This window comes from Pseudomonas sp. R84 (genome assembly GCF_009834515.1).
Taxonomy (GTDB): Bacteria; Pseudomonadota; Gammaproteobacteria; order Pseudomonadales; family Pseudomonadaceae; genus Aquipseudomonas.
This window is the reverse complement of sequence record NZ_CP019426.1, coordinates 292,686-316,660: the sequence shown is the minus strand read 5'-3', so window position 1 is coordinate 316,660 and position 23,975 is coordinate 292,686. Positions and strand designations below refer to the sequence as shown.

Here is a 23,975-nt window from a genome sequence, read left to right as displayed (position 1 = left end):
CACGGTCCCTGTGGGAGCGAGCCTGCTCGCGAAGAGGCCAGCCGCCACACCACAAAATTTAAAAAGTCAGGGGCGCAACACCGCCACCCGCAACTGCTCATTCAGCATCTGCTCATGCACGCCCTGACTCTTGCTCGCCCACAACGCATGGGCCGGGCTGATATCGCCGGTGAATGCCGCCGCCAACTGACGCAGATCAGCGACGCTGCGCACACGCGGACAGAACAGTTGCTCATCACAGTTCTGACTGGCGTTGCGATAGGTGCTCAGCAACCCCTCCCAGATACCGTCGCGTACATGGCGAATCGATTTCAGTTGCACGTGCGGCACCCCGAGTCGCTGCTCAAGCCCCTCTTCATCCAGCGCTTCACTGGCCAAAAGTGCTTTGGCGAACATCAACACTTCACCGCGCGACGCCGTGTCCAAGCTCGCCTGGCTGATCAGTGCCTCCGGCCAATCGGTGCGATCGAGGCGATCCAGCACCCACGCATTGCCAACGTCCGAGGCCAAGGCCAAACGGCAAGTGCCCAGCCCGAGCAATAAAACTGCGGCCATTCGTAGCCAGTGCATACCTAATTCCCTTTAAGCGCGTGTCAGACGTTTGGAAACGCCCTACAGATTCTGGCGCGCACGATACAGCGGTTTACCGCGAATCGCCTGACAATCACGTAGGAATTATTACGCCTAAGGGTTTTGGCCTGAAAAAGCTGCGAAAACACGTAGGGCATTTCCTCAAAACACGGAAAAAACCCTACGAATACTGTCCATTGCGGCTGTCTTGTCCCACAGAGAAACGCCCTTCTATAGTGGCCGCCGCGGCTGCATACACTGCACCGGCCCGCCCCAGCGCCTTCGAACAGGACACGCCTCACCATGATCAACCGCTATCGCCCACTCAAGACTTGCTACAGCGAAAACCCGGTACTGCTTATCGACAGCCACTCCAGCCAGACCGACCTGATCAATGCCGCCGATCAGCGTTTACGCGCGGCCGGTGATTTGCTGGAAACGCTCTACTGCTTATGTTTCAAACAGGCTGATGTGAAAGATATCCCCAACATCGTTAATGCGCTTTATTTGCTGATACAGGATGGCTGCGACTTGCTGGAAGTGGCCAAGCAGAGGCCAGCGCAGTCGGCGTACAACTAGATCACTCCAGGTCAGCGCTATATCTCCTTGGGCAGGAATCCAACAATGAATGTTACGAACGATGAGTTCGATCCACCGAGTGACGAGGATGCCTACACGGCTTGGTTAATCCGACAGGTTCAAGCCAGCCTTGATGATCCTCGCCCCAGCATTCCCGATGAGGTATCCAGAGCATTGATGGCTGATAAACGCGCGCGTTTAAAACAGAAGGTCGATCAGCGGCGATGACCTATCAAATCTACGTCCCGTTCCTACAAAGACAGACTCCTTGTCTTCTATCGGCTTCGTGTAGCTGATCTCTATAGTCGTGGCTGTCGCTGCCAATTCAGCGGATCGGGCTTGGTCACCCGTATTAGATGTGCATTCACAGTCGTTGTATGCTGCTGGCGCTTTTTTGTGTCAGCACGCTTTATGGCGGCTGTGTTCGGGACGCCTTCGGGCGTGCCGGTTGTGAATGCCTCATCGGTTGACCAACCCGAACGCAGTCCGCCACCTATCGCTTGGTCACGGTGGGTGCGGATTCTCATGACGCAAAAAACGAGGCAAAAATAATGAAGACATGGAATCAATTCACCACCGATCGCTACCGCCCACTCGAATCCAACCTCACCGACACCAAGCCCCTGATCATCGACACAACGGCCAACCCACAAGACATCCTCGAATGCGCCGTCCAGCGCCTGCGCGCCTCCGCCGATCTGCTACGCACCCTCTACTGCCTGAACTTCAAACAAGCCGACGTCGAAGACATCCCCCACATCACCCACGCCCTCTATCTGCTGACGCAGGATGGCTGTGATCTGCTGCAGGTTGCGCAGCAGCGAATGCTCAATTGGAAAGCTCCGACCGGAGCTTGAGTGATCACACCGCTCTCACCTAACCGTCGAGAGCGGTAAATAAGGCAATTAACCATCGGAGTAACCATGAGCAAATTTTTTGATGAGCTGATGGAAAGCGTCCAGGAAATGGACGAGATCTTACGCAGGGAGCGTGGCTCTTCCAGTCCGACCTCTACACCGAAAACAGACGACAAGACCGCGTTGTCGTTTGAGCAAAAGCAAGCCTGCTATGACAAGCCACTTCCTTCACGTGAGTCAGCCCTCGAAAAGCACCGTAGAAACAGAAACTGAATGGAAATCACAACCACCATAAGTGGCATTATTCTGGCTGTATACCCTAAAAACAGTTGGAATAATGCCAGTTAAAAACTTGAACACTGCAGATCCGCTCTACCCTGCACCCTTCAACTTAAGTGCTATTATTCTGGCAGTTAAGGTTAAAAAATGAAGGAATACTGCCATCATGGCCAAGAAAACAGCACCGCTTTTGCCCTCCACTGCTCGACTTCTGGTGGACTTTGGCGAACGCCTGAAGCTGGCTCGCCTGCGCCGCAAATTGACGGCCAAGCAGGTCGCCGAAAGGTCAGGCATGTCGCTAACAACCTTGCGCCATCTGGAGTCAGGTGGATCAGGCGTAACCATCGGGGCCTACCTGTCGGTCATGCAAGTGCTGGGGCTGGAAAAGGATCTGAACAAACTGGCTGCAGCCGATGAAATGGGTCGCCAATTGCAGGATGCGCAGTTAATGCCTGCAACACGATCCGCAGCGAAAAAGCCCCAGCGAGTACGAGCAGTCACTGCGGCAAAAAAGGGCACATCCAAACACGCCGGGACTTCAAACGTTATCGATGCCGCCACTACCACGAAAATTCCGGCTGACTTCCCATTCAACACACACTCACTCTCCAGCCTTTTGAACACGAAGAAAAAGGCCGGCCCCCCAACAGGTGAAGAATGACGCTGATTGCTGTTTATGCAGACTGGGAATCCTTGAAAGGCGCCAGACGCCTCGGATTTCTACACGCAAGGAAAACACGCAACACCAACGTGTTCGAATTTGAGTACGACCCTAAGGCGTTGGCCGATCCCGAGTTGAGTTCCATAACTCTAGACCCGCGCATCGGCCCCTTCGAAGGCCGCCAATTCCCCGGCGAACATCAGAGCCGCTTTGGCGTCTTTGCAGACTCGAGCCCTGATCGTTGGGGCCAACTGCTGATGAAACGCCGATTGGAAAGGGACATTCGCGACGGCTTGCTCCCCAGCAACAGCAAGTTGTTTGAATCCGATTACCTGCTTGGCGTCCACGACCTGTTCCGTGTCGGCGCCCTTCGCTACAAACTCAATGACGAAGGCAACTTCCTCGACGACCGCGACGGCGTTGCCGCCCCACCCTTTGTCGAGCTACGCGCGTTAGAGCAGGCAAGTCTCGCCCTGGAAAACGATAGTGACAACACAGCCACCGAGGGCCGCGAATGGCTAAGAATGCTCATCGCACCGGGCGGCTCGCTGGGCGGCGCCAGACCAAAAGCCAGCGTAGTCGACGAGTTCGGCCAACTGTGGATCGCCAAATTCCCAAGTACGAGGGATGACTACGATATCGGTGGCTGGGAAATGGTCGTGAACGCTTTGGCAGTCAACTGCGGGTTACGCGTAGCAACCGCCACAGCCCGACGCTACGCAAGCGATCACCACTGCTTCCTGGTGAAGCGTTTCGACCGAACCGAACGCGGCGGCCGACATCACTTCGCATCAGCCATGACCATGACCAACCGCGTCGACGGCGACGACGCCTCAACCGGCGCCAGCTATCTGGAGTTGGCGGAAGTCATCATGGAACACGGCTCGGAACCCAACACCGACCTCCGTGAGCTTTGGTCGCGAATTGTCTTCAACATTTTGGTTTCCAACACCGACGATCACCTGCGAAACCATGGTTTTATTCTGGATCCTGGTCGGGGATGGCGATTGTCGGCAGCGTATGACATAAATCCGGTGCCGCATGCGGATGGGTCGAAGCTGAACATCACTGATTCTGACAACGCGTTGGACTTAGAGCTGGCGAGGGAAGTCGCTGGTTATTTTCGGGTTAGCCGTGAGGATTCAGCAGACATCATTGAGCGCATTCAAGACGTGATCCGTCTTTGGCCGGAGATCGCTAATGCGCTTGGGATGTCCAGAAGTGAGCAGGAAAGGATGGCGCCTGCTTTTCGTATCTTCTAATCACCCAAAAAAAAGCCGCCCTAAAGGGCGGCTTCTTCATTGACGACAGATCTTACAACTTCGGCCCAGCAGCCTTGATCGCGTCGCTCACTTCGAACTTCTTGAAGTTCTCGATGAACAGACCGGCCAGTGCTTTCGCGGCCTCGTCGTACGCAGCCTTGTCAGCCCAGGTGTTGCGTGGGTTGAGCAGGTTGGTTTCAACGCCCGGTACGGCCAGGGGCACGTCGAGGTTGATGGTGTCGAGGTGTTCGGTGGCTGCGCCGATCAGTGCGCCGCTCTGGATCGCTGCGATCACTGCGCGGGTGGTCGGGATGTTGAAGCGTTTGCCGACGCCGTAGCCGCCGCCGGTCCAGCCGGTGTTGACCAGGTAAACCTTGGAACCGAAACCGCGGATGCGCTTGATCAGCAGCTCTGCGTATTCGCCAGCCGGGCGCGGGAAGAACGGTGCGCCGAAGCAGGTGGAGAAGGTCGACTTGATGCCGCTGCCCGAACCCATTTCAGTCGAGCCCACCAGTGCGGTGTAGCCGGACAGGAAGTGGTAGGCCGCTTGTTCTTCGTTGAGGATCGACACTGGTGGCAGTACGCCGGTCAGGTCGCAGGTCAGGAAGATCACCGCGTTTGGCTCGCCACCGAGGTTGTGCTCGGAGCGCTTGGCAACGTGCTCCAGCGGGTACGCGGCGCGGCTGTTCTGGGTCAGGCTGACATCGGCGTAGTCGGCGTGCTTGGCGTCGTCGATAACGACGTTTTCCAGCACAGCGCCGTGCTTGATGGCTTTCCAGATAACCGGCTCGTTCTTCTCGGAGAGGTCGATGCACTTGGCATAGCAACCGCCTTCGATGTTGAACACCACGCCTTCACCCCAGCCGTGTTCGTCGTCACCGATCAGGTAACGGCTTTCATCAGCCGACAGGGTGGTTTTACCGGTGCCCGACAGACCGAAGAACAGGGTCACGTCGCCTTCTTCGCCGATGTTGGCAGCGCAGTGCATTGGCAGCACGTCAGCGGCCGGCAGCAGGAAGTTCTGCACGGAGAACATGGCTTTCTTCATCTCACCGGCGTAACGCATGCCAGCGATCAGCACTTTCTTCTGTGCGAAGTTGAGGATCACGCAACCGTCGGAGTTGGTGCCATCACGCTCAGGCACGCACTCGAAGTTGGCGACGTTGAGCACTTGCCACTCTTCACGACCGGCCGGGTTGTACTGGGCCGGGTTGATGAACAGGCAACGACCGAACAGATTCTGCCAGGCAGTCTGGGTGGTCATTTTCACGGCCAGGTAGTGATCTTCCGCCGCGCCTACATGCACGTGGGACACAAAGTGCTCTTGCGCGTTGTTGAATGCTTCTACGCGAGCCCACAGCGCGTCGAACTTGTCGGCCGGGAACTTGCGGTTGATCGGGCCCCAAGCAATAGCGGCCTGGGTGGAAGGCTCTTCAACGATGAAACGGTCAACAGGCGAACGACCGGTGCGGTGACCAGTGCGAACAACCAGAGCGCCGGTATCGGCAAGCTCGCCCTCACCGCGGTTCAGGGCTTCTTTTACCAGATCATCAACACTCAGATCGGTGTACACGGCGTTATTGGCTTGCGTCATGAGGTTCCCCGTCGGCCAGTGGCCGAGTGTGCTCCAAACGTTTTGTAGTAGAAAGTCGTGCACTACTACCGCGAAAAAAGTGGGCCGGATTATGCCAGAAAAGCCCAAAAAGAGTAGGGTCCTCCCGTCGTAACGGCGATATTCCGTCGTTACGCAGTGAATTTACCTGCGCTGAACCGTTTTAGTGCCGGGTATCTGACGGCGTGTCGACGCCTGCGCCAGCGAACAATTGAGCAACATCCGTGGCATCGAACAGGTAGCGCTCGTTACAGAACTGGCAATCAACCTCGATGTTGCCACCATGTTCGACCACCAATTGCTGCGCATCTTCCAGACCGAGACTGACCAACGCATTGCCGGAGCGTTCCCGCGAGCAGCTGCAACGAAAGCGCAGTTTCTGCACATCGAACAGACGAACCTGCTCTTCATGGTAGAGGCGATGGAGGACGGTTTCGTTGTCCAGGCTGAGCAATTCATCGGCGGTCAGGGTGGTGGCCAGCGCGGTGATGTGCTGCCAGCTGGCGGCGCGATCTTCTTCGTCTTTCAGACGGTCAGCCGGCAATTGCTGCAGCAGCAGGCCACGGGCGCGACGGCCGTCGGCAAATAGCTTGAAGCGAGTGCCGACCTGTTGCGACATGACGAAATAGTTGGTGAAACAGTCGGACAGGGTTTCACCGTCGAGGTCGACGATACCCTGATAACGCTGGCCGACAGTCGGGTCGACGGTCAGGGCCAGAACGCCGTTCGGCATCAGGTCGGCGAGGGTCGCGTCCGCCGCGATCTGCTCGGCGTGATAACGCGCCAGGCCACGGATCTCACGCTCGCTGGAGCACTCGATCATCAGCATCGGGATCGGGCCTTCGGAACGCGCCTGCAGAATCAGCAAGCCATCGAACTTCAAGGTGCCCACCAGCAACGCGGCCGCCGCCATCAATTCGCCGAGCAGTTGTGCCACCGGCTCCGGGTACGGATGTTTGGCGAGGACTTCGGCGTAGCTGCGCTCAAGTGCAACCAGTTCGCCGCGTGTGTCGCTGTCATCAAAGATGAAACGTTGGGTGAAATCGGTATCCGGTAGGTCGGTCATAATTTTGGGTATCTGAATGTGGTGACAAAATGGTTACAAGACGTGAAAATTTGCACTTCTTGGCACTCTTTTTGGTGCCGACTGCTCTGCCATGGGAGGCATTTTATGAACAATCCGGGTTTGTTCCAATCTAGGTGGAACCTCGGCCGGCTGGTTCTGTGCAACGTAGTGCCGTTGGCGCTACTGGCTTTCTGGTTATGGCCTACGGGCAACGCGCTGTGTGTGATTTTCGACGAGTGGCTGTTTCGCTCACTCAATGCACCGCTGGCCAGCAACCCCATATGGCTCCACATCTGGGCAATTGCAAGTATGCGTCCGTTCGACATCGTCGTTGGCTTGATCCTGCTGACGCTGCTGATCAAGGGCGACTGGGTGTTCAAGGCGATTGACGTGCGCCGGGCTTTTTTCGGTTTTCTTTCGATCCTGCTATTGATGGTGGTGATTCGCGCACTGTTTTCCAAGTTCTCCGACCATATGGATTGGCAGCACAGCAGCCCGTCGATGATGCTTGAGGGCGCCGTGCACATCAGCGATTACTTCCCGAATCTGGAAAAAACCTGGGAAGTGAAGGATCGCTCGAGCCAGAGCTTTCCCGGTGACCACGCTTCGGTGTTGTTGATCTGGGCGCTGTTCATGGGCGTGTTCAGCCGCACGGCCGGCCAGTTCGTGACGACCTGGGGCCTGGCGCTGTTGTTCATGCTGCCGCGCCTGGTGGCCGGTGCGCATTGGGGTCAGGACGATTACATCGGTGGTGTATTGCTGGCGGTATGGGCGTTGGGCTGGGGTTACTACACGCCGTTTGCCTATCACGCCTCGAACTTCTGGCTGAGGGTAACGGCGCCGATCTTTGCATTGCTCGGCAAGTTGCCGCTGCTTTCGCGGATGAGTGTGGTGCGTAGCGCCTGATACCGAGCTGTCTTCAGCGAGGGCTGCGCTCTCGATTCGCGAGCAGGCTCGCTCCCACATTGGAATGCAATCCCCTGTGGGAGCCTGCTCGCGAAGAGGCCAGCACCAACAAAGCGCTTACTCGTCGTTACTGCTACCCCGGAACTTGAACAGATCCCGCCGCTGCTTCTTGCTCGGCTTGCCGTCGGTGCTCACGCCCAACGCGCCCGCCTTGCGCATCGCCGCAGCCGCTTCACGTTTGGCAATACTCACTTCGGTCTCCGCGTACAACGCCTGCGCTTCGGGAGCGCCCCGTCGAACAATCGACAACGCCTCGACCTTCACCGTACGCACTTCAAACCCGGTACGAATCTCGAACTCATCGCCAATGCGTGGCTCTTTGCCAGACTTGCAGCGCTCGCCGCGACAATGCACCTTGCCACTCTCGATCGCTGCTTTGGCCAAGGCACGGGTTTTGTAAAAACGCGCGGCCCACAGCCACTTGTCGAGACGGACCTTGTCGTCCTCTTCGCTTTTTTGTGCCATGGCATTTCCTCATTCTGAAATATTGATGAACTGTACTACCGTTTCACTCATGTCATGAATGACCGCGTCCCGGATTACAATGCTCGCGTTTCGGCGCCTGCTTCAGGGGCCGGAAATCCGGGCTGTAGAAATCTGTCGCCTTTTAACCCTTATTCTGCGTGAATACCGCGAATCCGGCCTCGTGCGGGCTGAAGCGGTTGTCACGGTTGAGCATTTTTTTGAAGACATTTGACCATTTGACCGTTGTCGGTCTGCGCGAGTGGGTGGCGCTTCCGGATTTGGGAGTCGCGGGCCTGCGAGCGAAAATCGACACCGGTGCCAGCACCTCCAGCCTACATGCCACCGACATCGAACCGTTCGAGCGTGACGGTGAAAAGTGGGTGCGTTTCACCGCGCACCTGGGCACGGTGGTGCAGCTGCGTCATCGCCGCTGCGAAGCCCCCTTGGTAACACGCAAAACCATCAAAAGCTCCAACGGCCATGCGCAGGTGCGCTACGTGATCAGCACCACTCTGGCCCTTGGAGATCGAGTGTGGCCGGTCGAGTTCACTCTCGCCTGCCGCAAGTCCATGCGCTATCGCTTGTTACTCGGATCCAAAGCCCTGATCGATGGCCAGTTGGTGGTCAATCCGGGCATCAAATATGTACAAGACAAGCCGGTGTTCCCGGTATCTACCTCCTCCACAGGTGTTGCATGAAGATCGCTGTGCTGTCGCGGAACCCGCGTCTGTATTCCACCCGTCGTCTGGTCGAAGCCGGAACCGAGCGCGGGCATGAAATGGTAGTGATCGACACCTTGCGCGCCTACATGAACATCGCCAGCCACAAGCCGCAGATTCACTATCGCGGCAAACCGCTGGAAGGCTTCGATGCGGTGATACCGCGGATCGGTGCGTCGGTGACGTTTTATGGTTGTGCCGTGTTGCGCCAGTTCGAAATGATGGGGGTGTTCCCGCTCAACGAGTCGGTGGCCATCGCCCGTTCGCGGGACAAGTTGCGCTCGTTGCAACTGCTGTCGCGTCGCGGTATTGGTTTGCCGGTGACTGGTTTTGCGCACTCGCCGGATGATATTCCCGACCTGATCGACATGGTCAACGGCGCGCCTTTGGTGATCAAAGTGCTGGAAGGCACTCAGGGCATCGGCGTGGTGCTGTGCGAAACCGCGACCGCTGCCGAATCGGTGATCGAAGCGTTCATGGGCCTGAAGCAGAACATCATGGTTCAGGAATACATCAAGGAAGCCGGCGGCGCGGATATTCGCTGCTTCGTGGTCGGTGACAAAGTCATCGCGGCAATGAAGCGCCAGGCCAAACCGGGTGAGTTCCGTTCAAATCTGCATCGCGGCGGCAGCGCCAGCCTGATCAAGATAACCCCGGAAGAACGCATGACCGCGTTGCGCGCCGCTAAGGTCATGGGCCTGGCGGTGGCGGGGGTGGATATCCTGCGCTCGAACCACGGGCCGCTGGTGATGGAAGTGAATTCGTCGCCGGGGCTGGAAGGGATCGAGACCACCACGGGGAAGAATGTGGCGGGGATCATCATTGAGCATCTTGAGAAGAATGGCGGGCCGAATATGACCCGCACCAAAGGCAAGGGCTAGAGCGAAGAGCTAGAGCTAAGAGCAACAGCCCCTCACCCTAACCCTCTCCCGAAGGGAGAGGGGACTGATTGGGGGATATTGGAGAACTACGCCGACCTGATCCTGCTGTGCCGAATCCACAATCGCCCCAGTCTTTCAGGTCGATGTATGACGCAAGACACCTCGGTCTGCCCCCTCTGGGAGAGGGAGCAGATTGAGGGACGATTAAGAGATACGCCGACCTGATCTTGCTGTGCCGAATCCATAATCGACTCGGATTTTCAGGTCGACGTATGACCCCAGACACCTCGGTCAGCTCCCTCTCCCTCCGGGAGAGGGCTGGGGTGAGGGGTTTTTGGGGGTTAGACGGCGTCTCTTGGTAACATCAACCCCAGCGGCAATCTCACCCGCGCCTCCAGCCCTCCCCCGGACCGGTTACGCAGTTCAACATTGCCGCCATGCATCGAAGCAATCCGCTTCACGATCGCCAAACCCAACCCTGTACCCTTGCCGCCGCGGGCACGATCGCCACGGGTAAACGGGTTGAAGATCGCCTCCAACTCCGAAGGGTCGATCCCCGCACCACGGTCCATCACACTCAGCACCACATACGGCGCACTGACGTCACCGGACACGTAAGCCGCGACTTCAACGTGACCGCCAGCATGGTTCAAGGCGTTGCCGATCAGGTTGTTCAGCAAGCGTTTCATCGATACCCGACGCAGCGGAAACGGCTGGATCGGCTCCAGACGCAAACGCACTTTCTCTTCATTCTGGTTGTACGGCGCCGCGACCTCGCGCACCAGATCAGTCAGATCCACCTCTTCTACCGACTCGTCACGACCATCGCGGATGAACGCAAGGAACTGGTCGAGAATCGCGTCCATGTCTTCAATGTCGCGCACCATGTCGTCAGTCAGGTCGTTGCGATCGCCCATCAATTCCAGCGACAGCCGCAAACGGGTCAGCGGTGTGCGCAAGTCGTGGGACACGCCGGCCAACATCAACTCACGCTCGCGTCCGGCCTGCTCGACGTCTTCGGCCATCTGGTTAAAAGCGCGATACACCTCGGTCATTTCGCTCGGCGTATCGCTGATCGGCAGACGTACGCTGCGACCCTGACCGAGTTGCCGGGCGGCATAGACCAGACGCTTCAAGGGTTGGTTGAGCTGACTGACGAAAATCCATGCAGACGCCGTCGACAACAAGCCGATGGCGAGGAACCAGCCGAGCACGTTCCAGATTTTCTGGCCGCGCAAAGGATGCGGATACAGCGGCACCTTCAGCCAGCCGTCACCGAGGCTCGGCGCGCGGACCCATAACGCCGGCGGCGAGTGCATGCGTAAGCGTACTTCGGTGTCGGCGCCCAACTCCGCCTGCATCTGCCGCTGATAGATTTCGCTGTACGGCCAGTGCTGTTCGCCTTCCGGCACACCGGCGCCCACGACCCGGATCAGGGTGGCGGCATCAGCGATCTTCGCGCGATTTTCTTCATCGGCAGCCCAATAGGCTCGCAGCGTCAGGGCGACGCCGTGGCTGTATTGGCGATCCACCAGCACGTCCTCGTTCATCAACAGATAAACCAGGGTCAGCGCCTTGGAAAACAGCACGACGATAAGCACCAGCCAAAGGGTGCGGGAGAAAAAACTTTGAGGGAACCAGACAGGGGTTTTCATCGATAACCGCTACACACTTGCAGGAGCGAGCAATGCTCGCATATTGCGGATTGCGAGTCTGCGGGCATGGCCGTTCGACCAAAACCTGCAGACCCGCTCCTACAAATCGCCGATCACTTGGTGGCGGCGCCATCCGGTACAAACACGTAGCCCACGCCCCAGACAGTCTGGATGTAACGTGGTTTCGACGGATCAGGCTCGATCATGCGGCGCAGCCGGGAAATCTGCACATCGATGGAACGCTCGAGTGCATCCCATTCGCGGCCACGGGCCAGATTCATCAGTTTGTCGCGGGTCAGCGGCTGACGCGCGTTCATCACCAGCGCCTTGAGTACCGCAAACTCACCGGTGGTGAGCATGTGCACTTCGTCGCCGCGTTTCAGTTCGCGGGTGGCCAGCGACAACACGTAATCACCGAAGGTGACGTTTTCGTCTTCACTGCCCGGCGCGCCCGGTACCGGAGCGGCCTGACGACGCAGGACGGCTTTGACCCGGGCCATCAGCTCGTCCGGGTTGAACGGCTTGGCCAGATAATCGTCGGCGCCCAGTTCCAGGCCCTTGATGCGGCTCAACTCATCGCCCTTGGCGGTGAGCATGATGATCGGAATCTGGTTGTTCGCGCCACGCAGGCGGCGGCAAGCGGTCAGACCGTCTTCGCCGGGCAGCATCAGGTCGAGGACGACCAGATTGAAGACCTCACGCGACAGCAGACGATCCATCTGCTCGGTGTTCGGTACGGTGCGGGCACGGTAGCCCTTGCTGACGAAAAAACGTTCCAGCAGGCTGCTCAGCCCCGGATCGTCGTCAACGATGAGAATTTTTTCGCCTTCAGCAGTTTGTGCAGTGCTGCTCATTAGATGCTCCTTTTAGCTCGGCGCGCATTATGGCGTAGCTGCCGTTATACGCACCGTGTGCATTGTTAGCAGATTTTTCCTTCACTGCCAGAAAACCGGGGTTTATGCCTACAGACTGCAACGCCCCCGAATGACAGAACGCTGGTTATAATGCGCGGCGTTTTGTGCCAGGCAACGTCTGAATCGTTACCGCAGGTGGCAGGCTTTTTTTCCTGCCGAGCGCAGTAATTGTTCGATTTCACGGGTCAATGGGCTGCCTTTTGACCCAGGCAGCGGCAATTTTCTAGCCGCTCAACCAGACTCCGGGCCTTTATTTCCGTGCCTGCGAGCCTGATTTCACACTATGTCAGGTGGTTTTATGGACAGCATCAACAGCCGCATTGCCGAGGAACTCGGCGTACGCCCACAACAGGTCGAAGCGGCCGTCGCGCTACTCGATGAAGGCTCTACCGTTCCCTTCATCGCCCGTTACCGGAAAGAAGTCACCGGCAGCCTCGATGACACCCAGTTGCGTCATCTGGAAGAGCGTCTGCGCTACCTGCGAGAACTCGACGAACGGCGCATCAGCATCCTCGCCAGCATCGAAGAGCAAGGCAAACTCACCCCAGCCCTCGAACGCGACATCAAACTCGCCGACACCAAGACCCGCCTCGAAGACTTGTACCTGCCGTACAAGCAGAAGCGCCGCACCAAGGGCCAGATTGCCCTGGAAGCCGGCCTCGGCGACCTGGCCGACGGCCTGTTCAACGATCCGAACCTGACCCCGGAAACCGAAGCCGCACGCTTCGTCGATGCCGAAAAAGGCGTGGCCGATGTGAAGGCCGCACTGGAAGGCGCCAAGTACATCCTCATGGAGCGCTTCGCCGAAGACGCCAGCCTGCTGGAAAAATTGCGCAACTACCTCAAGCAGGAAGCGACCCTCAGTGCCCGCGTTATCGCCGGCAAAGAAGAGGAAGGCGCCAAGTTCCGCGACTACTTCGAACACGACGAACCGCTGAAAAGCATGCCATCGCACCGGGCACTGGCGATTTTCCGTGGCCGCAACGAAGGCATCCTCAGCTCTGCTTTGAAAGTCGGCGACGAGCTGCCGGGCACCATGCACCCGTGCGAAGGCATGATCGGCCAGCAATTCAACATCCAGAACCAGAACCGCCCGGCCGACAAATGGCTCGGCGAAGTGGTGCGCTGGACGTGGAAGGTCAAGCTCTACACGCACCTGGAAACCGACCTGCTCGGCGAACTGCGTGACGGCGCCGAAACCGAAGCGATCAACGTGTTCGCCCACAACCTGCACGACTTGCTGCTGGCCGCACCGGCCGGCCCGCGTGCAACCCTGGGCCTCGACCCGGGCCTGCGCACTGGTTGCAAGGTTGCCGTGGTCGACTCCACCGGCAAGTTGCTCGATCACGCCACGGTTTACCCGCACGTGCCGCACAACAAGTGGGATCAGACCATCGCCATTCTGGCTGCCCTGTGCGCCAAGCACTCGGTTGACCTGATCGCCATCGGCAACGGCACCGCCAGCCGCGAGACCGATAAACTGGCGATCGAGCTGATCAAAAAATACCCAGCGATGAAAATGACCAAAGTCATGGTCTCCGAGGCCGGTGCATCGGTGTACTCGGCGTCGGAACTGGCGGCCAAGGAATTCCCGGACCTCGACGTATCGATTCGGGGCGCGGTATCTATCGCCCGCCGCTTGCAGGATCCACTCGCCGAGTTGGTGAAAATCGATCCGAAATCCATCGGTGTCGGCCAGTACCAGCATGACGTCTCGCAGCTGAAACTGGCGCGTGGTCTGGACGCTGTGGTCGAGGACTGCGTGAACGCCGTCGGCGTTGATGTAAACACCGCTTCGGTGGCACTGCTGGCCCGAATCTCTGGCCTCAACGCAACGCTGGCGCAAAACATCGTCACGCACCGCGACGAACACGGTGCGTTCAAAACCCGCGCAGCGCTGAAGAAAGTCGCGCGTCTGGGCGAAAAAACCTTCGAACAGGCGGCCGGTTTCTTGCGCGTGATGAACGGCGACAACCCGCTGGATTCCTCGGCGGTGCACCCGGAAGCCTATCCGCTGGTGCAGCGCATTGCCGCTGAAACCGACCGTGATATCCGCTCGCTGATCGGCGATGCAAGCTTCCTCAAGCGTCTGGATCCGAAGAAATTCACCGACGAAACCTTCGGTCTGCCGACCGTAACCGACATCATCCAGGAACTGGAAAAACCGGGCCGCGACCCGCGTCCCGAGTTCAAGACCGCTGAGTTCCAGGAAGGCGTCGAAGATCTGAAAGACCTGCAACTGGGGATGATCCTCGAAGGCGTCGTCACCAACGTGACCGCGTTCGGCGCATTCGTCGACATCGGCGTGCATCAGGACGGTCTGGTGCACATCTCGGCGTTGTCGGAGAAGTTCATCAAGGATCCACGCGAAGCGGTGAAGGCCGGTGACGTGGTGAAAGTGAAGGTCATGGAAGTCGACATCCCGCGCAAACGCGTTGGCCTGTCGATGCGCATGGGCGATACCCCGGGCGAGAAGATCGACGGCGCCCGTGGCTCGCGTCCGGGTTCGGCGCAGCGCCAGCCTTCGAACAACGCGCCACGCAAGGAAACCGCAACCGCCGCACCAGTGAACAACGCGATGGCCTCGCTGTTCGCCAACGCCAAGCAATTGAAGAAACGCTGATGGAAATTCCAGCCGGGCTCGTCGAGAGCGCGTTTTTCAAGCTGTTGGGCTGCCGCCTGCACAGCCTGGAAACCGGGGCGGCGCAAGTCGCCCTGGTGCTGGAACCGGAACTGCGCAATCGCGGCGGCAAATTGCACGGTGGTGCGCTGTTCAGTCTGGTCGACATTGCCATGGGGCTGGCCTGTTCCAGCACCCACGGTTTCGATCAGCAGAGCGCAACCATCGAGTGCAAGATCAACTATATCCGCGCCGTTTCCGATGGCGAGGTGATGTGCACGGCGCGGGTTATCCACCCGGGCCGGCGCACGCTGGTGGTCGAAGCCGACGTGATGCAGGGCGACAAACTGGTCGCAAAAGCGCAAGGCACGTTCGCTGTCCTGTAGCTTGTGGTCATCAATTTGAGTTAATTTCGGCGCAACGAATCCTGTGGGAGCGAGCCTGCTCGCGAAGAGGGTGTATCAGCAATGCAGATGTTGGCTGACACACCGCCTTCGCGAGCAGGCTCGCTCCCACAGGGATTGTGCAGTTCCTGACTGACCGGCAAATGGCCTGCCGCTACAAAACCAGGCGAAAACGCCAGTTTCAACTTCACCCTTGTAGACCGTCCTGCCCACCCCCATATTGGGGCGACTGACGCGTGAAGGAATCCAAATTGAGCGAACTTCTCAACCGCCGCCTGGCTCTGCTCGGCGAGCGCGCTAACCTCTCTCTGCTCGAGCAGTGCCTGCACGGTATCGAACGTGAATGCCTGCGCGTGACCAGCGAAGGTCGCCTGGCGCAAACGCCGCACCCCGAAGCCTTGGGTTCCGCGCTGACCAACGAACAAATCACCACCGACTACTCCGAGTCGCTGCTGGAATTCATCACGCCCGCCCTGCCGGATCCGGCTGATACCCTGGCGAGCCTGGACAAGATTCACCGTTTTGCCTACAGCAAGCTCGGCAACGAGTACCTGTGGAGTCCATCGATGCCGTGCCCGTTGCCGGCCGAGGAAGATATCCCGATTGCGTATTACGGCACCTCCAATATCGGTCAGCTCAAGTACGTCTATCGCAAGGGCCTCGCCCTGCGGTATGGCAAGACCATGCAGTGCATCGCCGGGATTCACTACAACTTCTCCCTGCCGGAAAAGCTCTGGCCGCTGCTGCGCGAAACCGAAGGATTTGTCGGCACTGACCGCGATTATCAATCGTTCTCCTACATCGCACTGATCCGTAATTTCCGTCGCTACAGCTGGCTGCTGATGTACCTGTTCGGTGCCTCGCCAGCGCTCGACGCCGGTTTCCTGCGCGGGCGTTCGCATCAGCTGGAACAACTCGATTCGGACACCCTGTATCTGCCGTACGCCACCAGCCTGCGCATGAGCGACCTCGGTTATCAGAGCAACGCCCAAGCCGGTCTGACGCCTTGCTACAACGATCTGGCGAGCTACACCGACAGCCTGCGCAAAGCCGTGGCCACGCCGTACGCGCCGTACGTTGAAGTCGGCACGCACCAGGATGGCGAGTGGGTGCAGCTCAACACCAACATCCTGCAGATCGAAAACGAGTACTACTCCAACATCCGCCCGAAACGCGTGACCTACACCGGCGAGCGGCCGATTCAGGCGTTGGTGGCCCGTGGCATTCAGTACGTTGAAGTGCGTTGCCTGGACATCAACCCGTTCCTGCCGATGGGCATCGATCTCACTGAATCGCGCTTCCTCGACGCGTTCCTGCTGTATTGCGCGCTGAACGACAGCCCGTTGCTGACCAACACTTCGTGTGGCAACGCGACGTCGAACTTCCTCAGCGTGGTCAAGGAAGGTCGCCGTCCGGGCCTGCAATTGCAGCGTGACGGTGAGTCGGTCGAGATGAAGGCTTGGGCAGCCGAACTGCTGGAACAAATTGCTCCATTGGCGGCGTTGCTGGATCAGAGCCATGGCGGCGATGCGCACAGCAAGGCGCTGGATACGCAACTGGCCAAGGTCAGCGATCCGTCCCTGACGCCATCCGCGCAGGTGTTGGCGGCGATGGCCGAGCACAAGGAAAGCTTTGCGCAGTTCTCCCTGCGTCAGAGCCAGGCACATGCCGAGTTTTTCCGTAGCGAGCCGTTGGCGGCGGATGAACAGGCGAAGTTTGAGGAACTGGCGCGTACGTCGCTGGCAGCGCAGGCTGAGCTGGAGCAGAACGAGGTGGGGGATTTCGATGTGTTTGTTGGGTCGTATCAGGCGAGTATTTTGGCGATTAGTAACTAAAAGCCCCTCACCCTAACCCTCTCCCAGAGGGAGAGGGGACTGATTTAGGTGCTCTTGAGATTTACGCCGACCTGAAATATCCAGCCGAACTCAGGCCTTGAAAAGCACACAGATCGGCCCCCTTTCCCCCTCACCCCTTTGGGGAGAGGGCTGGGGTGAGGGGGAAAAATCTAACGCCGAACGAAAAATCCGAAATACCCCACAATTCCCCCGCTCTTAGATTTTTCCGCTCATAAGCTCATTCTAAAAAGTTATTTATTTACTGATTCTTAGATCATTTAGTCTCCTTTCACGCCAACACTCGGTCGCCTGATATGGAGCTCTTCAATGAAACTGAATTTCCCGCTTCGCCTGCTCGCCGTGGCCTCCCTGGCTGCCGCGAGTTTTCTGGCTCAGGCCGCCGACCTCACCGTCGCCTACCAAACCACCGTTGACCCGGCGAAAGTCGCCCAGGCTGACGGCGCTTACGAAAAAGCCACCAAAGCCGATATCGCCTGGCGCAAGTTCGATAACGGCGCCGACATCATTGCCGCCATCGCCTCCGGTGATGTGCAGATTGGCTACCTCGGTTCGAGCCCGCTGACCGCGGCGATCACCCGCAAAGTCCCGGTCGAAACATTCCTTATCGCGACCCAGATCGGCGCCGCCGAAGCATTGGTCGCTCGAGACGGTTCCGGCATCAAGACCCCGCAAGATCTGATCGGCAAGAAAATCGCCGTGCCGTTCGTATCGACCGGTCACTACAGCCTGCTGGCGGCGCTGAAGCACTGGAACATCGATCCATCGAAAGTCACCGTGCTCAACCTCGCCCCACCAGCGATCATTGCCGCATGGAAACGCGGTGACATCGACGCCACTTACGTGTGGGATCCGGCACTCGGCGTGGCCAAGGAAAACGGCAAAGTGCTGATCACCTCCGGCGAACTGGCCAAGTTCGGTGCACCGACCTTCGATGCGTGGATCGTGCGCAAAGACTTCGCCGAGAAGCACCCGGAAATCGTCACCGCGTTCGCCAAGGTCACCCTCGACGCCTACGCCGATTACCGCAAAGACCCGAAAGCCTGGCTCGCCGACCAATCCAACGTCGACAAACTGGTGAAACTCTCTGGCGCCAAGGCCAGCGACATCCCATTGCTGCTGCAAGGCAACGTCTACCCGCTGGCCGCTGATCAGGTCGTCACCCTCGGCGCGCCGACAACCAAAGCCATCACCGACACCGCCGCGTTCCTCAAGGAGCAAGGCAAGGTCGAAGCCGTTCTGCCGGACTACGCGCCGTACGTCAGCGCCAAATTCATCACCAACTGATCGGGAGTTAACTGCGATGGCCTTGCTACAGCTGGAGCGCATCAGCGCACAGTACCCGGGCAGCCCGACACCGGTGCTGGCGGATATTTCTCTGACCCTGGGGCCTCAGCAATTGCTGGTCGCCCTCGGCCCGTCCGGCAGTGGCAAAACTTCGCTGTTGAACCTGATTGCCGGTTTCGTCGAACCAAGCGCCGGGCGCATCACCCTCGACGGCGTGCCGGTCAAAGGCCCGAGCGCCGAACGTGGCGTGGTGTTCCAGGACGACGCGTTGCTGCCTTGGCAGGACGTGTTGGCCAACGTCGCATTCGGTCTGGAACTGGCCGGTGTCGCCAAAGAAAAACGCGAAAAGATCGCCCGCGAAATGCTCGCACTGGTTGATCTTTCCGGTTTCGAAAGCCGCCGTATCTGGCAACTCTCCGGTGGCCAGAAACAGCGCGTCGGCCTCGCACGCGCCCTCGCCGCTGACCCGCGTGTATTGCTGATGGACGAGCCTTTCGGCGCCCTCGACGCGTTCACCCGCGAACAGATGCAGGAGTTGTTGCTGCAAGTCTGGCAGCGCACGGCCAAACCGGTTTTCCTGATTACCCACGACATTGAAGAAGCGGTGTTCCTCGCCACTGACCTGATTCTGCTCGCGCCGAATCCGGGGCAGATCGTTGAGCGTCTGCACCTGGATTTCGGTCAGCGTTACGCCGCTGGCGAGTCAGCACGTGCGATCAAATCCGATCCGCGCTTTATCGAAACCCGCGAACACGTGCTGAGCAAAGTGTTCTCGCAACGCAGCGCCGGGCAACGGCAGGAGCGCGCATGAGCAGTTACGACGTTTCCTCGGCGGCGGTAAAACCCGTCAGCGCATCGGCGGCGATACCCGTACGGCGTAGCCTCAGTACGCGCTGGATCAGCCTGCTGACGCTATTTGCCTTGTTGGCGATCTGGTGGGCAGTGACCGCCACTGGCTTGATCGAACCACTGTTTCTGCCGCCACCGTCCGCTGTTTTGCAGAAGGGCTGGTTGCTGGCGACCACCGGTTACATGGATTCGACCTTGTGGCAGCACCTTGGCGCCAGCCTGAGTCGTATCGGTCTGGGTCTGGGTTTCGCGATTCTAACCGCCGTGCCGGTGGGCATCGCCATCGGTGCCAACCGCATTGCCCGTGGCGTGCTCGATCCGCTGATCGAGTTCTACCGCCCTATCCCACCGCTGGCCTATCTGCCGCTGATCGTGATCTGGTGCGGCATCGGTGAGTTGTCGAAAGTGCTGCTGATCTATCTGGCGATTTTCGCGCCAATTGCGATTGCTACCGCCACCGGTGTGCGCACGGTTGATCCAGCGAAATTGCGTGCGGCGCAGTCGCTGGGCGCGACTCGCGTGCAATTGATTCGTCATGTGATTTTGCCGAGCGCTCTGCCGGACATTCTCACCGGTGTGCGCATTGGTCTGGGCGTTGGCTGGTCGACGCTGGTCGCGGCCGAACTGATTGCTGCCACCAGCGGTTTGGGCTTTATGGTGCAATCGGCCGCGCAGTTCCTCGTCACCGACGTGGTGGTGCTGGGGATTCTGGTCATCGCCCTGATCGCCTTCGCGATGGAAATGGGCCTGCGTGCCCTGCAGCGCAAACTGGTGCCGTGGCACGGCCAGGCCCACTGACTACGTTCATGTGAATCCCCTGTAGGAGTGAGCCTGCTCGCGAAAGCGTCGGATCAGTCACTGCACTTTAGCCTGACACTCCGCATTCGCGAGCAGGCTCACACCTACAAAAGCTTGAACCCCGAATTCGAAGAGAAAGACCATGAGCAGCCTGAACATCACCCCATTAAGCTCGGCCCTCGGCGCGCAGATCAGCGGCGTCGACATCAGCCAGCCGCTGAGCCTGGAACACCGCGACGCGATCGAGCAGGCACTGCTCAAATATCAGGTTTTATTCTTCCGCAATCAGCCAATCGAGCCGCCGCAACAGGCTCGTTTCGCCGCCTATTTCGGCGACCTGCACATTCACCCGATCTACCCGAACGTACCGGAACAACCGGAAGTGCTGATCCTCGACACCGCCGTCACCGACGTGCGTGACAACGCGATCTGGCACACCGACGTGACCTTCCTGCCGACGCCGGCGATGGGCGCGGTGCTCAGCGCCAAGTTGCTGCCGGAGTTCGGTGGCGACACGTTGTGGGCCAGCGGCATTGCCGCGTATGAAGCGCTGTCGGCACCCCTGAAAGACTTGCTGGAAGGGCTGACTGCAACCCACGATTTCACTCGTTCGTTTCCACTGGAGCGTTATGGCAACACGCCTGAAGCATTGGCGCAGTGGGAAGAGGCACGACGCAAGAATCCGCCGCTGTCGCACCCGGTGATTCGTACGCACCCGGTCAGTGGGCGGCGTTCGCTGTTCGTCAATGAAGGCTTCACGTCGAAGATCAATGAGCTGTCGGAAACCGAGAGCGAAGCGATTCTGAAGTTTCTGTTCGCCCATGCGACGCGGCCGGAATTCACCATTCGCTGGCGCTGGCAGCAGGACGATATTGCGTTCTGGGATAACCGCGTGACGCAGCATTACGCGGTGGATGACTATCGGCCGGCGCGACGGGTGATGCAGCGGGCGACGGTGTTGGGGGATGTGCCGTTTTTTCGTTGAGCCTTGAACAGCAAAAGCCCCTCACCCTAACCCTCTCCCAAAGGGAGAGGGGACTGACCGAGGTGTTTGTACAAGCTACATCGACCTGAAATATCGGGTTGAACTCAAGCTTTGAAAGGCATGAAGATCGGCTCCCTTTCCCCCTCGCCCCCCTGGGGGCGGTCCGACGTTTCGGGAGGGCTGGGGTGAGGGGGTTGGATCTTGCTGATCCAACCCAATCGTCATCACTCCGCCGTCGAAGGCTTCTCCCAAAGATTGATCCCGCCCTCTTGGGCAAACCGGTCAATCTCCGCCAGCTCTTCAGCACTGAAACTCAAATTCTTCAACGCCCCGACGTTCTCGATAATCTGCTCCGGCCGACTCGCACCAATCAACGCCGAGGTCACCCGTGGATCACGCAGCGTCCACGCCAGCGCCAGTTGCGCCAGGCTCTGACCACGGCGCTTGGCGATCTCGTTCAATGCGCGCACGTGAGCAATGTTGGCGTCGGACAAGTGCGAAGCCTGCAACGAACCACCCCCCGGACGATTGACCCGCGCATCCGCCGGCACGCCGTTGAGGTATTTGTCGGTGAGCAGACCTTGTGCCAGCGGCGTGAAGGCGATCACGCCCGTGCCGAGTTCATCGGTGGTATCAAGCAGGTCTTTTTCCACCCAACGATTAAGCAGGTTGTAGGCCGGCTGATGAATCAACAACGGCACTTTCCACTCTTTCAACAGCGCAGCGATCTCACGGGTTTTCACCCCGGAATACGACGAGATCCCGATGTACAACGCCTTGCCCTGTTGCACGGCAGTGGCGAGGGCGCTGGCGGTCTCTTCCAGCGGGGTATCCGGGTCGAAGCGGTGCGAATAGAAAATATCCACATAGTCCAGACCGAGGCGTTGCAGGCTCTGGTCGAGGCTGGCCAGCACGTATTTGCGCGAGCCGCCGCCCTGACCGTAAGGGCCTGGCCACATGTCCCAACCGGCCTTGCTGGAGATGATCAGTTCATCGCGATACTGCTTGAAGTCTTCACGCAGCAGGCGGCCGAAATTGATCTCGGCGCTGCCGTACGGCGGGCCATAGTTGTTGGCCAGGTCGAAGTGGTTGATGCCCAGATCGAACGCGGTGCGCAGCAAGGCGCGCTGGGTGTCGATCGGTGTGCTGTCGCCAAAGTTGTGCCACAAGCCCAGCGACAGCGCCGGCAGCACCAGACCGCTGCGCCCGACGCGGCGGTAAGGAATGGAGTCGTAGCGGTTTTCGGCAGCGGTGTAAGTCATCGAATCCTCTCTTGTCTGTCTTGAAATGGGTGTCGACTGCTTCGCGAGCAAGCTCGCTCCCACCTTTGGAATGCATTTCCCTGTGGGAGCGAGCTTACTCGCGAAGGGTGTTACACAAATCGATTGCCGGGTCGGGCCAGGCCAAGGTTCTCGCGCAACGTCCGGCCCTCATACTCCGTTCTGAACAACCCACGCCGTTGCAGTTCCGGGACCACGCCAGTGGCGAAGTCTTCGAGCCCACCCGGCAGGTGCGGTACCAGCACGTTGAACCCGTCCGCCGCGCCCTGTTCGAACCATTCCTGCAAGCGATCAGCGATCTGCTCCGGCGTACCGACCAGGCTGTAATGCCCACGTCCACCCGCAATCTTGCGACCCAATTGCGCAAGGCTCAGGTTTTCCCGGCCTGCCAATTCAGTCAGCAGTTTCTGCCGGCTCTGCTGACCGCTTTCGGTTAGCGGCAACTCCGGTAACGGCCCGTCCAGCGGGTACTTCGACAAATCGAAGTTGCCCAGCATACGCCCAAGCAAGGCGACGCCAACCTCAGGTTCGACTAATTGCTGAAACGTTTCACACTTTTCCTGCGCTTCGGCTTCGGTGCGGCCGACCACGACAAAAACCCCGGGCATGATTTTCACGGAGTCGGCACTGCGCCCGTACTTGGGCAAACGTCCTTTGAGGTCGGCGTAGAACGCCTGAGCACCGGCCAACGAAGTCTGCGCGGTGAACACTACTTCAGCCGTCTGCGCCGCCAATTCGCGCCCTGTTTCCGAAGAACCGGCCTGGACAATTACCGGTTGCCCCTGCGGCGAGCGCGCGACGTTCAGCGGGCCTTTGACCCGGAAGTGTTCGCCGACGTGATCCAGCACATGCAGCTTCGCAGGATCGTAATACGCTCCGCTGGCCTTGTCGCGAATGAAGGCATCGTCCTCCCAACTATCCCAAAGCCCGGTGACTACCTGATGAAATTCGCGAGCGCGGCTATAGCGTTCGGCATGACCAATGTGTTCATCACGACCGAAATTCAGCGCCTCGGAAGCATTGTCCGAGGTCACCAGATTCCACCCCGCGCGGCCACCCGACAGGTGATCGAGCGAAGCGAATTTGCGCGCCACGTGATACGGCTCGTTGTAACTGGTAGTCGCCGTTGCGATCAGGCCGATGTGCTCGGTCACTGCACTCAGCGCCGAGAGCAATGTCAACGGCTCAAAGTGATCGGAACGCGCCATGCGACTGGCGATTTGTTGGGTCGGCGCGGCGACGCTGTCAGCGACAAACAACGTATCGAACTTCGCCGCCTCGGCAATCTGCGCCAGCCGTTTGTAATGGGCGAAATCCAGACCCGCGTTGGCCGGCACATCCGGATGACGCCACGCCGCTACATGGTGCCCGGTGGCCATGAGGAACGCGCCGAGCTTCAACTGTCTGCTCATC

Annotated in this window: 24 protein-coding genes; 16 read left to right on the top strand and 8 right to left on the bottom strand. The window is 59.0% G+C overall.

The annotated features are described in order from the left end of the window. Nucleotides 1–66 precede the first annotated feature (66 nt). Entirely contained in the window at nt 67–570 is a 504-nt protein-coding gene (locus tag PspR84_RS01385; protein WP_160054764.1) for a polysaccharide deacetylase, read from the bottom strand. 303 nt (nt 571–873) lie between these two features. On the opposite strand from PspR84_RS01385, the gene PspR84_RS01380 reads away from it, so the two are divergent. The 6 genes from PspR84_RS01380 to PspR84_RS01355 all read left to right on the top strand — a co-directional run bounded on the left by PspR84_RS01380 (nt 874) and on the right by PspR84_RS01355 (nt 4,208). After that, a complete protein-coding gene (locus PspR84_RS01380) occupies nt 874–1,149 on the top strand; it encodes a hypothetical protein (protein WP_160054762.1) in 276 nt (91 codons plus the stop codon). Between the two features lie 45 nt (nt 1,150–1,194). Beyond that, entirely contained in the window at nt 1,195–1,377 is a 183-nt protein-coding gene (locus PspR84_RS01375) for a hypothetical protein (RefSeq protein WP_099757719.1), read from the top strand. Between the two features lie 323 nt (nt 1,378–1,700). Continuing rightward, nucleotides 1,701–2,006: a hypothetical protein gene (locus tag PspR84_RS01370; protein ID WP_160054760.1), complete on the top strand. Its 306-nt coding sequence runs from the start codon at nt 1,701–1,703 to the stop codon at nt 2,004–2,006. Nucleotides 2,007–2,072: 66 nt separating this feature from the next. Continuing rightward, nucleotides 2,073–2,279 (top strand): hypothetical protein, encoded by a 207-nt coding sequence (locus PspR84_RS01365; RefSeq protein WP_160054758.1) that lies wholly within the window; start codon nt 2,073–2,075, stop codon nt 2,277–2,279. A 172-nt stretch (nt 2,280–2,451) separates the two neighbouring features. Then, entirely contained in the window at nt 2,452–2,946 is a 495-nt protein-coding gene (locus tag PspR84_RS01360) for a helix-turn-helix transcriptional regulator (protein WP_160054756.1), read from the top strand. After that, nucleotides 2,943–4,208 carry a HipA domain-containing protein gene (locus tag PspR84_RS01355; RefSeq protein WP_160054754.1) on the top strand — a complete coding sequence of 422 codons (1,266 nt, stop codon included), beginning with the start codon at nt 2,943–2,945 and terminating at the stop codon, nt 4,206–4,208. The genes PspR84_RS01360 and PspR84_RS01355 overlap by 4 nt, the downstream gene beginning before the upstream one ends. 52 nt (nt 4,209–4,260) lie before the next feature. Here PspR84_RS01355 and PspR84_RS01350 read toward each other — a convergent pair whose 3' ends face one another. Then, nucleotides 4,261–5,802 (bottom strand): phosphoenolpyruvate carboxykinase, encoded by a 1,542-nt coding sequence (locus tag PspR84_RS01350; RefSeq protein ID WP_007917942.1) that lies wholly within the window; start codon nt 5,800–5,802, stop codon nt 4,261–4,263. Nucleotides 5,803–5,983: 181 nt separating this feature from the next. Beyond that, nucleotides 5,984–6,886: an Hsp33 family molecular chaperone HslO gene (gene hslO, locus PspR84_RS01345; protein WP_160054753.1), complete on the bottom strand. Its 903-nt coding sequence runs from the start codon at nt 6,884–6,886 to the stop codon at nt 5,984–5,986. A 105-nt stretch (nt 6,887–6,991) separates the two neighbouring features. Between hslO and PspR84_RS01340 the strand changes: the two genes are divergently transcribed. Beyond that, a complete protein-coding gene (locus PspR84_RS01340; protein WP_160054752.1) occupies nt 6,992–7,792 on the top strand; it encodes a phosphatase PAP2 family protein in 801 nt (266 codons plus the stop codon). A 117-nt stretch (nt 7,793–7,909) separates the two neighbouring features. Here PspR84_RS01340 and PspR84_RS01335 read toward each other — a convergent pair whose 3' ends face one another. Next, on the bottom strand, nt 7,910–8,317 hold the full coding sequence (locus PspR84_RS01335; protein ID WP_160054751.1) for an RNA-binding S4 domain-containing protein: 408 nt from the start codon (nt 8,315–8,317) through the stop codon (nt 7,910–7,912). Between the two features lie 236 nt (nt 8,318–8,553). On the opposite strand from PspR84_RS01335, the gene PspR84_RS01330 reads away from it, so the two are divergent. Both PspR84_RS01330 and rimK read left to right on the top strand, forming a co-directional pair. Continuing rightward, nucleotides 8,554–9,015 carry an ATP-dependent zinc protease gene (locus PspR84_RS01330; protein WP_171057267.1) on the top strand — a complete coding sequence of 154 codons (462 nt, stop codon included), beginning with the start codon at nt 8,554–8,556 and terminating at the stop codon, nt 9,013–9,015. Then, a complete protein-coding gene (rimK, locus tag PspR84_RS01325) occupies nt 9,012–9,917 on the top strand; it encodes a 30S ribosomal protein S6--L-glutamate ligase (protein ID WP_007949201.1) in 906 nt (301 codons plus the stop codon). Before PspR84_RS01330 ends, rimK begins: the two co-directional genes overlap by 4 nt. A gap of 341 nt (nt 9,918–10,258) precedes the next feature. On the opposite strand, the gene PspR84_RS01320 is transcribed toward rimK, so the two are convergent. Continuing rightward, the gene (locus PspR84_RS01320) at nt 10,259–11,572 is read right to left on the bottom strand and encodes an ATP-binding protein (RefSeq protein ID WP_007917930.1); all 1,314 of its coding nucleotides are present in this window, start codon (nt 11,570–11,572) and stop codon (nt 10,259–10,261) included. A gap of 113 nt (nt 11,573–11,685) precedes the next feature. After that, nucleotides 11,686–12,426: a two-component system response regulator OmpR gene (ompR, locus tag PspR84_RS01315; RefSeq protein ID WP_064388985.1), complete on the bottom strand. Its 741-nt coding sequence runs from the start codon at nt 12,424–12,426 to the stop codon at nt 11,686–11,688. Between the two features lie 358 nt (nt 12,427–12,784). Here ompR and PspR84_RS01310 point away from each other — a divergent pair, with 358 nt between their 5' ends. The 7 genes from PspR84_RS01310 to tauD all read left to right on the top strand — a co-directional run bounded on the left by PspR84_RS01310 (nt 12,785) and on the right by tauD (nt 21,282). Beyond that, nucleotides 12,785–15,109, top strand: a complete 2,325-nt coding sequence (locus PspR84_RS01310; protein WP_160054750.1) for a Tex family protein — start codon at nt 12,785–12,787, stop codon at nt 15,107–15,109. Next, nucleotides 15,109–15,492 (top strand): PaaI family thioesterase, encoded by a 384-nt coding sequence (locus PspR84_RS01305; protein ID WP_160054749.1) that lies wholly within the window; start codon nt 15,109–15,111, stop codon nt 15,490–15,492. The genes PspR84_RS01310 and PspR84_RS01305 overlap by 1 nt, the downstream gene beginning before the upstream one ends. 269 nt (nt 15,493–15,761) lie before the next feature. After that, the gene (gshA, locus tag PspR84_RS01300) at nt 15,762–17,345 is read left to right on the top strand and encodes a glutamate--cysteine ligase (RefSeq protein ID WP_160054748.1); all 1,584 of its coding nucleotides are present in this window, start codon (nt 15,762–15,764) and stop codon (nt 17,343–17,345) included. A 327-nt stretch (nt 17,346–17,672) separates the two neighbouring features. Next, nucleotides 17,673–18,650 carry a taurine ABC transporter substrate-binding protein gene (tauA, locus tag PspR84_RS01295; RefSeq protein ID WP_122594035.1) on the top strand — a complete coding sequence of 326 codons (978 nt, stop codon included), beginning with the start codon at nt 17,673–17,675 and terminating at the stop codon, nt 18,648–18,650. Nucleotides 18,651–18,666: 16 nt separating this feature from the next. Next, on the top strand, nt 18,667–19,461 hold the full coding sequence (gene tauB / locus PspR84_RS01290; RefSeq protein ID WP_160054747.1) for a taurine ABC transporter ATP-binding subunit: 795 nt from the start codon (nt 18,667–18,669) through the stop codon (nt 19,459–19,461). Further along, nucleotides 19,458–20,297: a taurine ABC transporter permease TauC gene (tauC, locus tag PspR84_RS01285; RefSeq protein ID WP_102899603.1), complete on the top strand. Its 840-nt coding sequence runs from the start codon at nt 19,458–19,460 to the stop codon at nt 20,295–20,297. Before tauB ends, tauC begins: the two co-directional genes overlap by 4 nt. A 142-nt stretch (nt 20,298–20,439) precedes the next feature. Further along, nucleotides 20,440–21,282, top strand: coding sequence for a taurine dioxygenase (gene tauD, locus PspR84_RS01280; protein ID WP_160054746.1), 843 nt, complete (start codon nt 20,440–20,442; stop codon nt 21,280–21,282). A 224-nt stretch (nt 21,283–21,506) separates the two neighbouring features. Here tauD and mgrA read toward each other — a convergent pair whose 3' ends face one another. Further along, nucleotides 21,507–22,544 (bottom strand): L-glyceraldehyde 3-phosphate reductase, encoded by a 1,038-nt coding sequence (gene mgrA, locus PspR84_RS01275; RefSeq protein WP_034148469.1) that lies wholly within the window; start codon nt 22,542–22,544, stop codon nt 21,507–21,509. 110 nt (nt 22,545–22,654) lie between these two features. Further along, nucleotides 22,655–23,974, bottom strand: a complete 1,320-nt coding sequence (locus PspR84_RS01270) for an LLM class flavin-dependent oxidoreductase (protein WP_160054745.1) — start codon at nt 23,972–23,974, stop codon at nt 22,655–22,657. Nucleotide 23,975 lies beyond the last annotated feature (1 nt).

What these genes read in the sequence shown, in the direction of transcription:
- PspR84_RS01365 (WP_160054758.1), top strand. Translation starts at nt 2,073, where the DNA reads ATGAGCAAATTTTTTGATGAGCTGATGGAAAGCGTCCAGGAAATGGAC.
- PspR84_RS01360 (WP_160054756.1), top strand. Translation starts at nt 2,452, where the DNA reads ATGGCCAAGAAAACAGCACCGCTTTTGCCCTCCACTGCTCGACTTCTG.
- PspR84_RS01270 (WP_160054745.1), bottom strand. Translation starts at nt 23,974, where the DNA reads ATGAGCAGACAGTTGAAGCTCGGCGCGTTCCTCATGGCCACCGGGCAC.
- PspR84_RS01355 (WP_160054754.1), top strand. Translation starts at nt 2,943, where the DNA reads ATGACGCTGATTGCTGTTTATGCAGACTGGGAATCCTTGAAAGGCGCC.
- tauB (WP_160054747.1), top strand. Translation starts at nt 18,667, where the DNA reads ATGGCCTTGCTACAGCTGGAGCGCATCAGCGCACAGTACCCGGGCAGC.
- PspR84_RS01375 (WP_099757719.1), top strand. Translation starts at nt 1,195, where the DNA reads ATGAATGTTACGAACGATGAGTTCGATCCACCGAGTGACGAGGATGCC.
- mgrA (WP_034148469.1), bottom strand. Translation starts at nt 22,544, where the DNA reads ATGACTTACACCGCTGCCGAAAACCGCTACGACTCCATTCCTTACCGC.
- PspR84_RS01380 (WP_160054762.1), top strand. Translation starts at nt 874, where the DNA reads ATGATCAACCGCTATCGCCCACTCAAGACTTGCTACAGCGAAAACCCG.
- PspR84_RS01385 (WP_160054764.1), bottom strand. Translation starts at nt 570, where the DNA reads ATGCACTGGCTACGAATGGCCGCAGTTTTATTGCTCGGGCTGGGCACT.
- PspR84_RS01350 (WP_007917942.1), bottom strand. Translation starts at nt 5,802, where the DNA reads ATGACGCAAGCCAATAACGCCGTGTACACCGATCTGAGTGTTGATGAT.
- PspR84_RS01370 (WP_160054760.1), top strand. Translation starts at nt 1,701, where the DNA reads ATGAAGACATGGAATCAATTCACCACCGATCGCTACCGCCCACTCGAA.
- tauD (WP_160054746.1), top strand. Translation starts at nt 20,440, where the DNA reads ATGAGCAGCCTGAACATCACCCCATTAAGCTCGGCCCTCGGCGCGCAG.
- tauA (WP_122594035.1), top strand. Translation starts at nt 17,673, where the DNA reads ATGAAACTGAATTTCCCGCTTCGCCTGCTCGCCGTGGCCTCCCTGGCT.
- PspR84_RS01305 (WP_160054749.1), top strand. Translation starts at nt 15,109, where the DNA reads ATGGAAATTCCAGCCGGGCTCGTCGAGAGCGCGTTTTTCAAGCTGTTG.
- ompR (WP_064388985.1), bottom strand. Translation starts at nt 12,426, where the DNA reads ATGAGCAGCACTGCACAAACTGCTGAAGGCGAAAAAATTCTCATCGTT.
- PspR84_RS01335 (WP_160054751.1), bottom strand. Translation starts at nt 8,317, where the DNA reads ATGGCACAAAAAAGCGAAGAGGACGACAAGGTCCGTCTCGACAAGTGG.
- PspR84_RS01340 (WP_160054752.1), top strand. Translation starts at nt 6,992, where the DNA reads ATGAACAATCCGGGTTTGTTCCAATCTAGGTGGAACCTCGGCCGGCTG.
- hslO (WP_160054753.1), bottom strand. Translation starts at nt 6,886, where the DNA reads ATGACCGACCTACCGGATACCGATTTCACCCAACGTTTCATCTTTGAT.
- PspR84_RS01310 (WP_160054750.1), top strand. Translation starts at nt 12,785, where the DNA reads ATGGACAGCATCAACAGCCGCATTGCCGAGGAACTCGGCGTACGCCCA.
- tauC (WP_102899603.1), top strand. Translation starts at nt 19,458, where the DNA reads ATGAGCAGTTACGACGTTTCCTCGGCGGCGGTAAAACCCGTCAGCGCA.
- rimK (WP_007949201.1), top strand. Translation starts at nt 9,012, where the DNA reads ATGAAGATCGCTGTGCTGTCGCGGAACCCGCGTCTGTATTCCACCCGT.
- PspR84_RS01320 (WP_007917930.1), bottom strand. Translation starts at nt 11,572, where the DNA reads ATGAAAACCCCTGTCTGGTTCCCTCAAAGTTTTTTCTCCCGCACCCTT.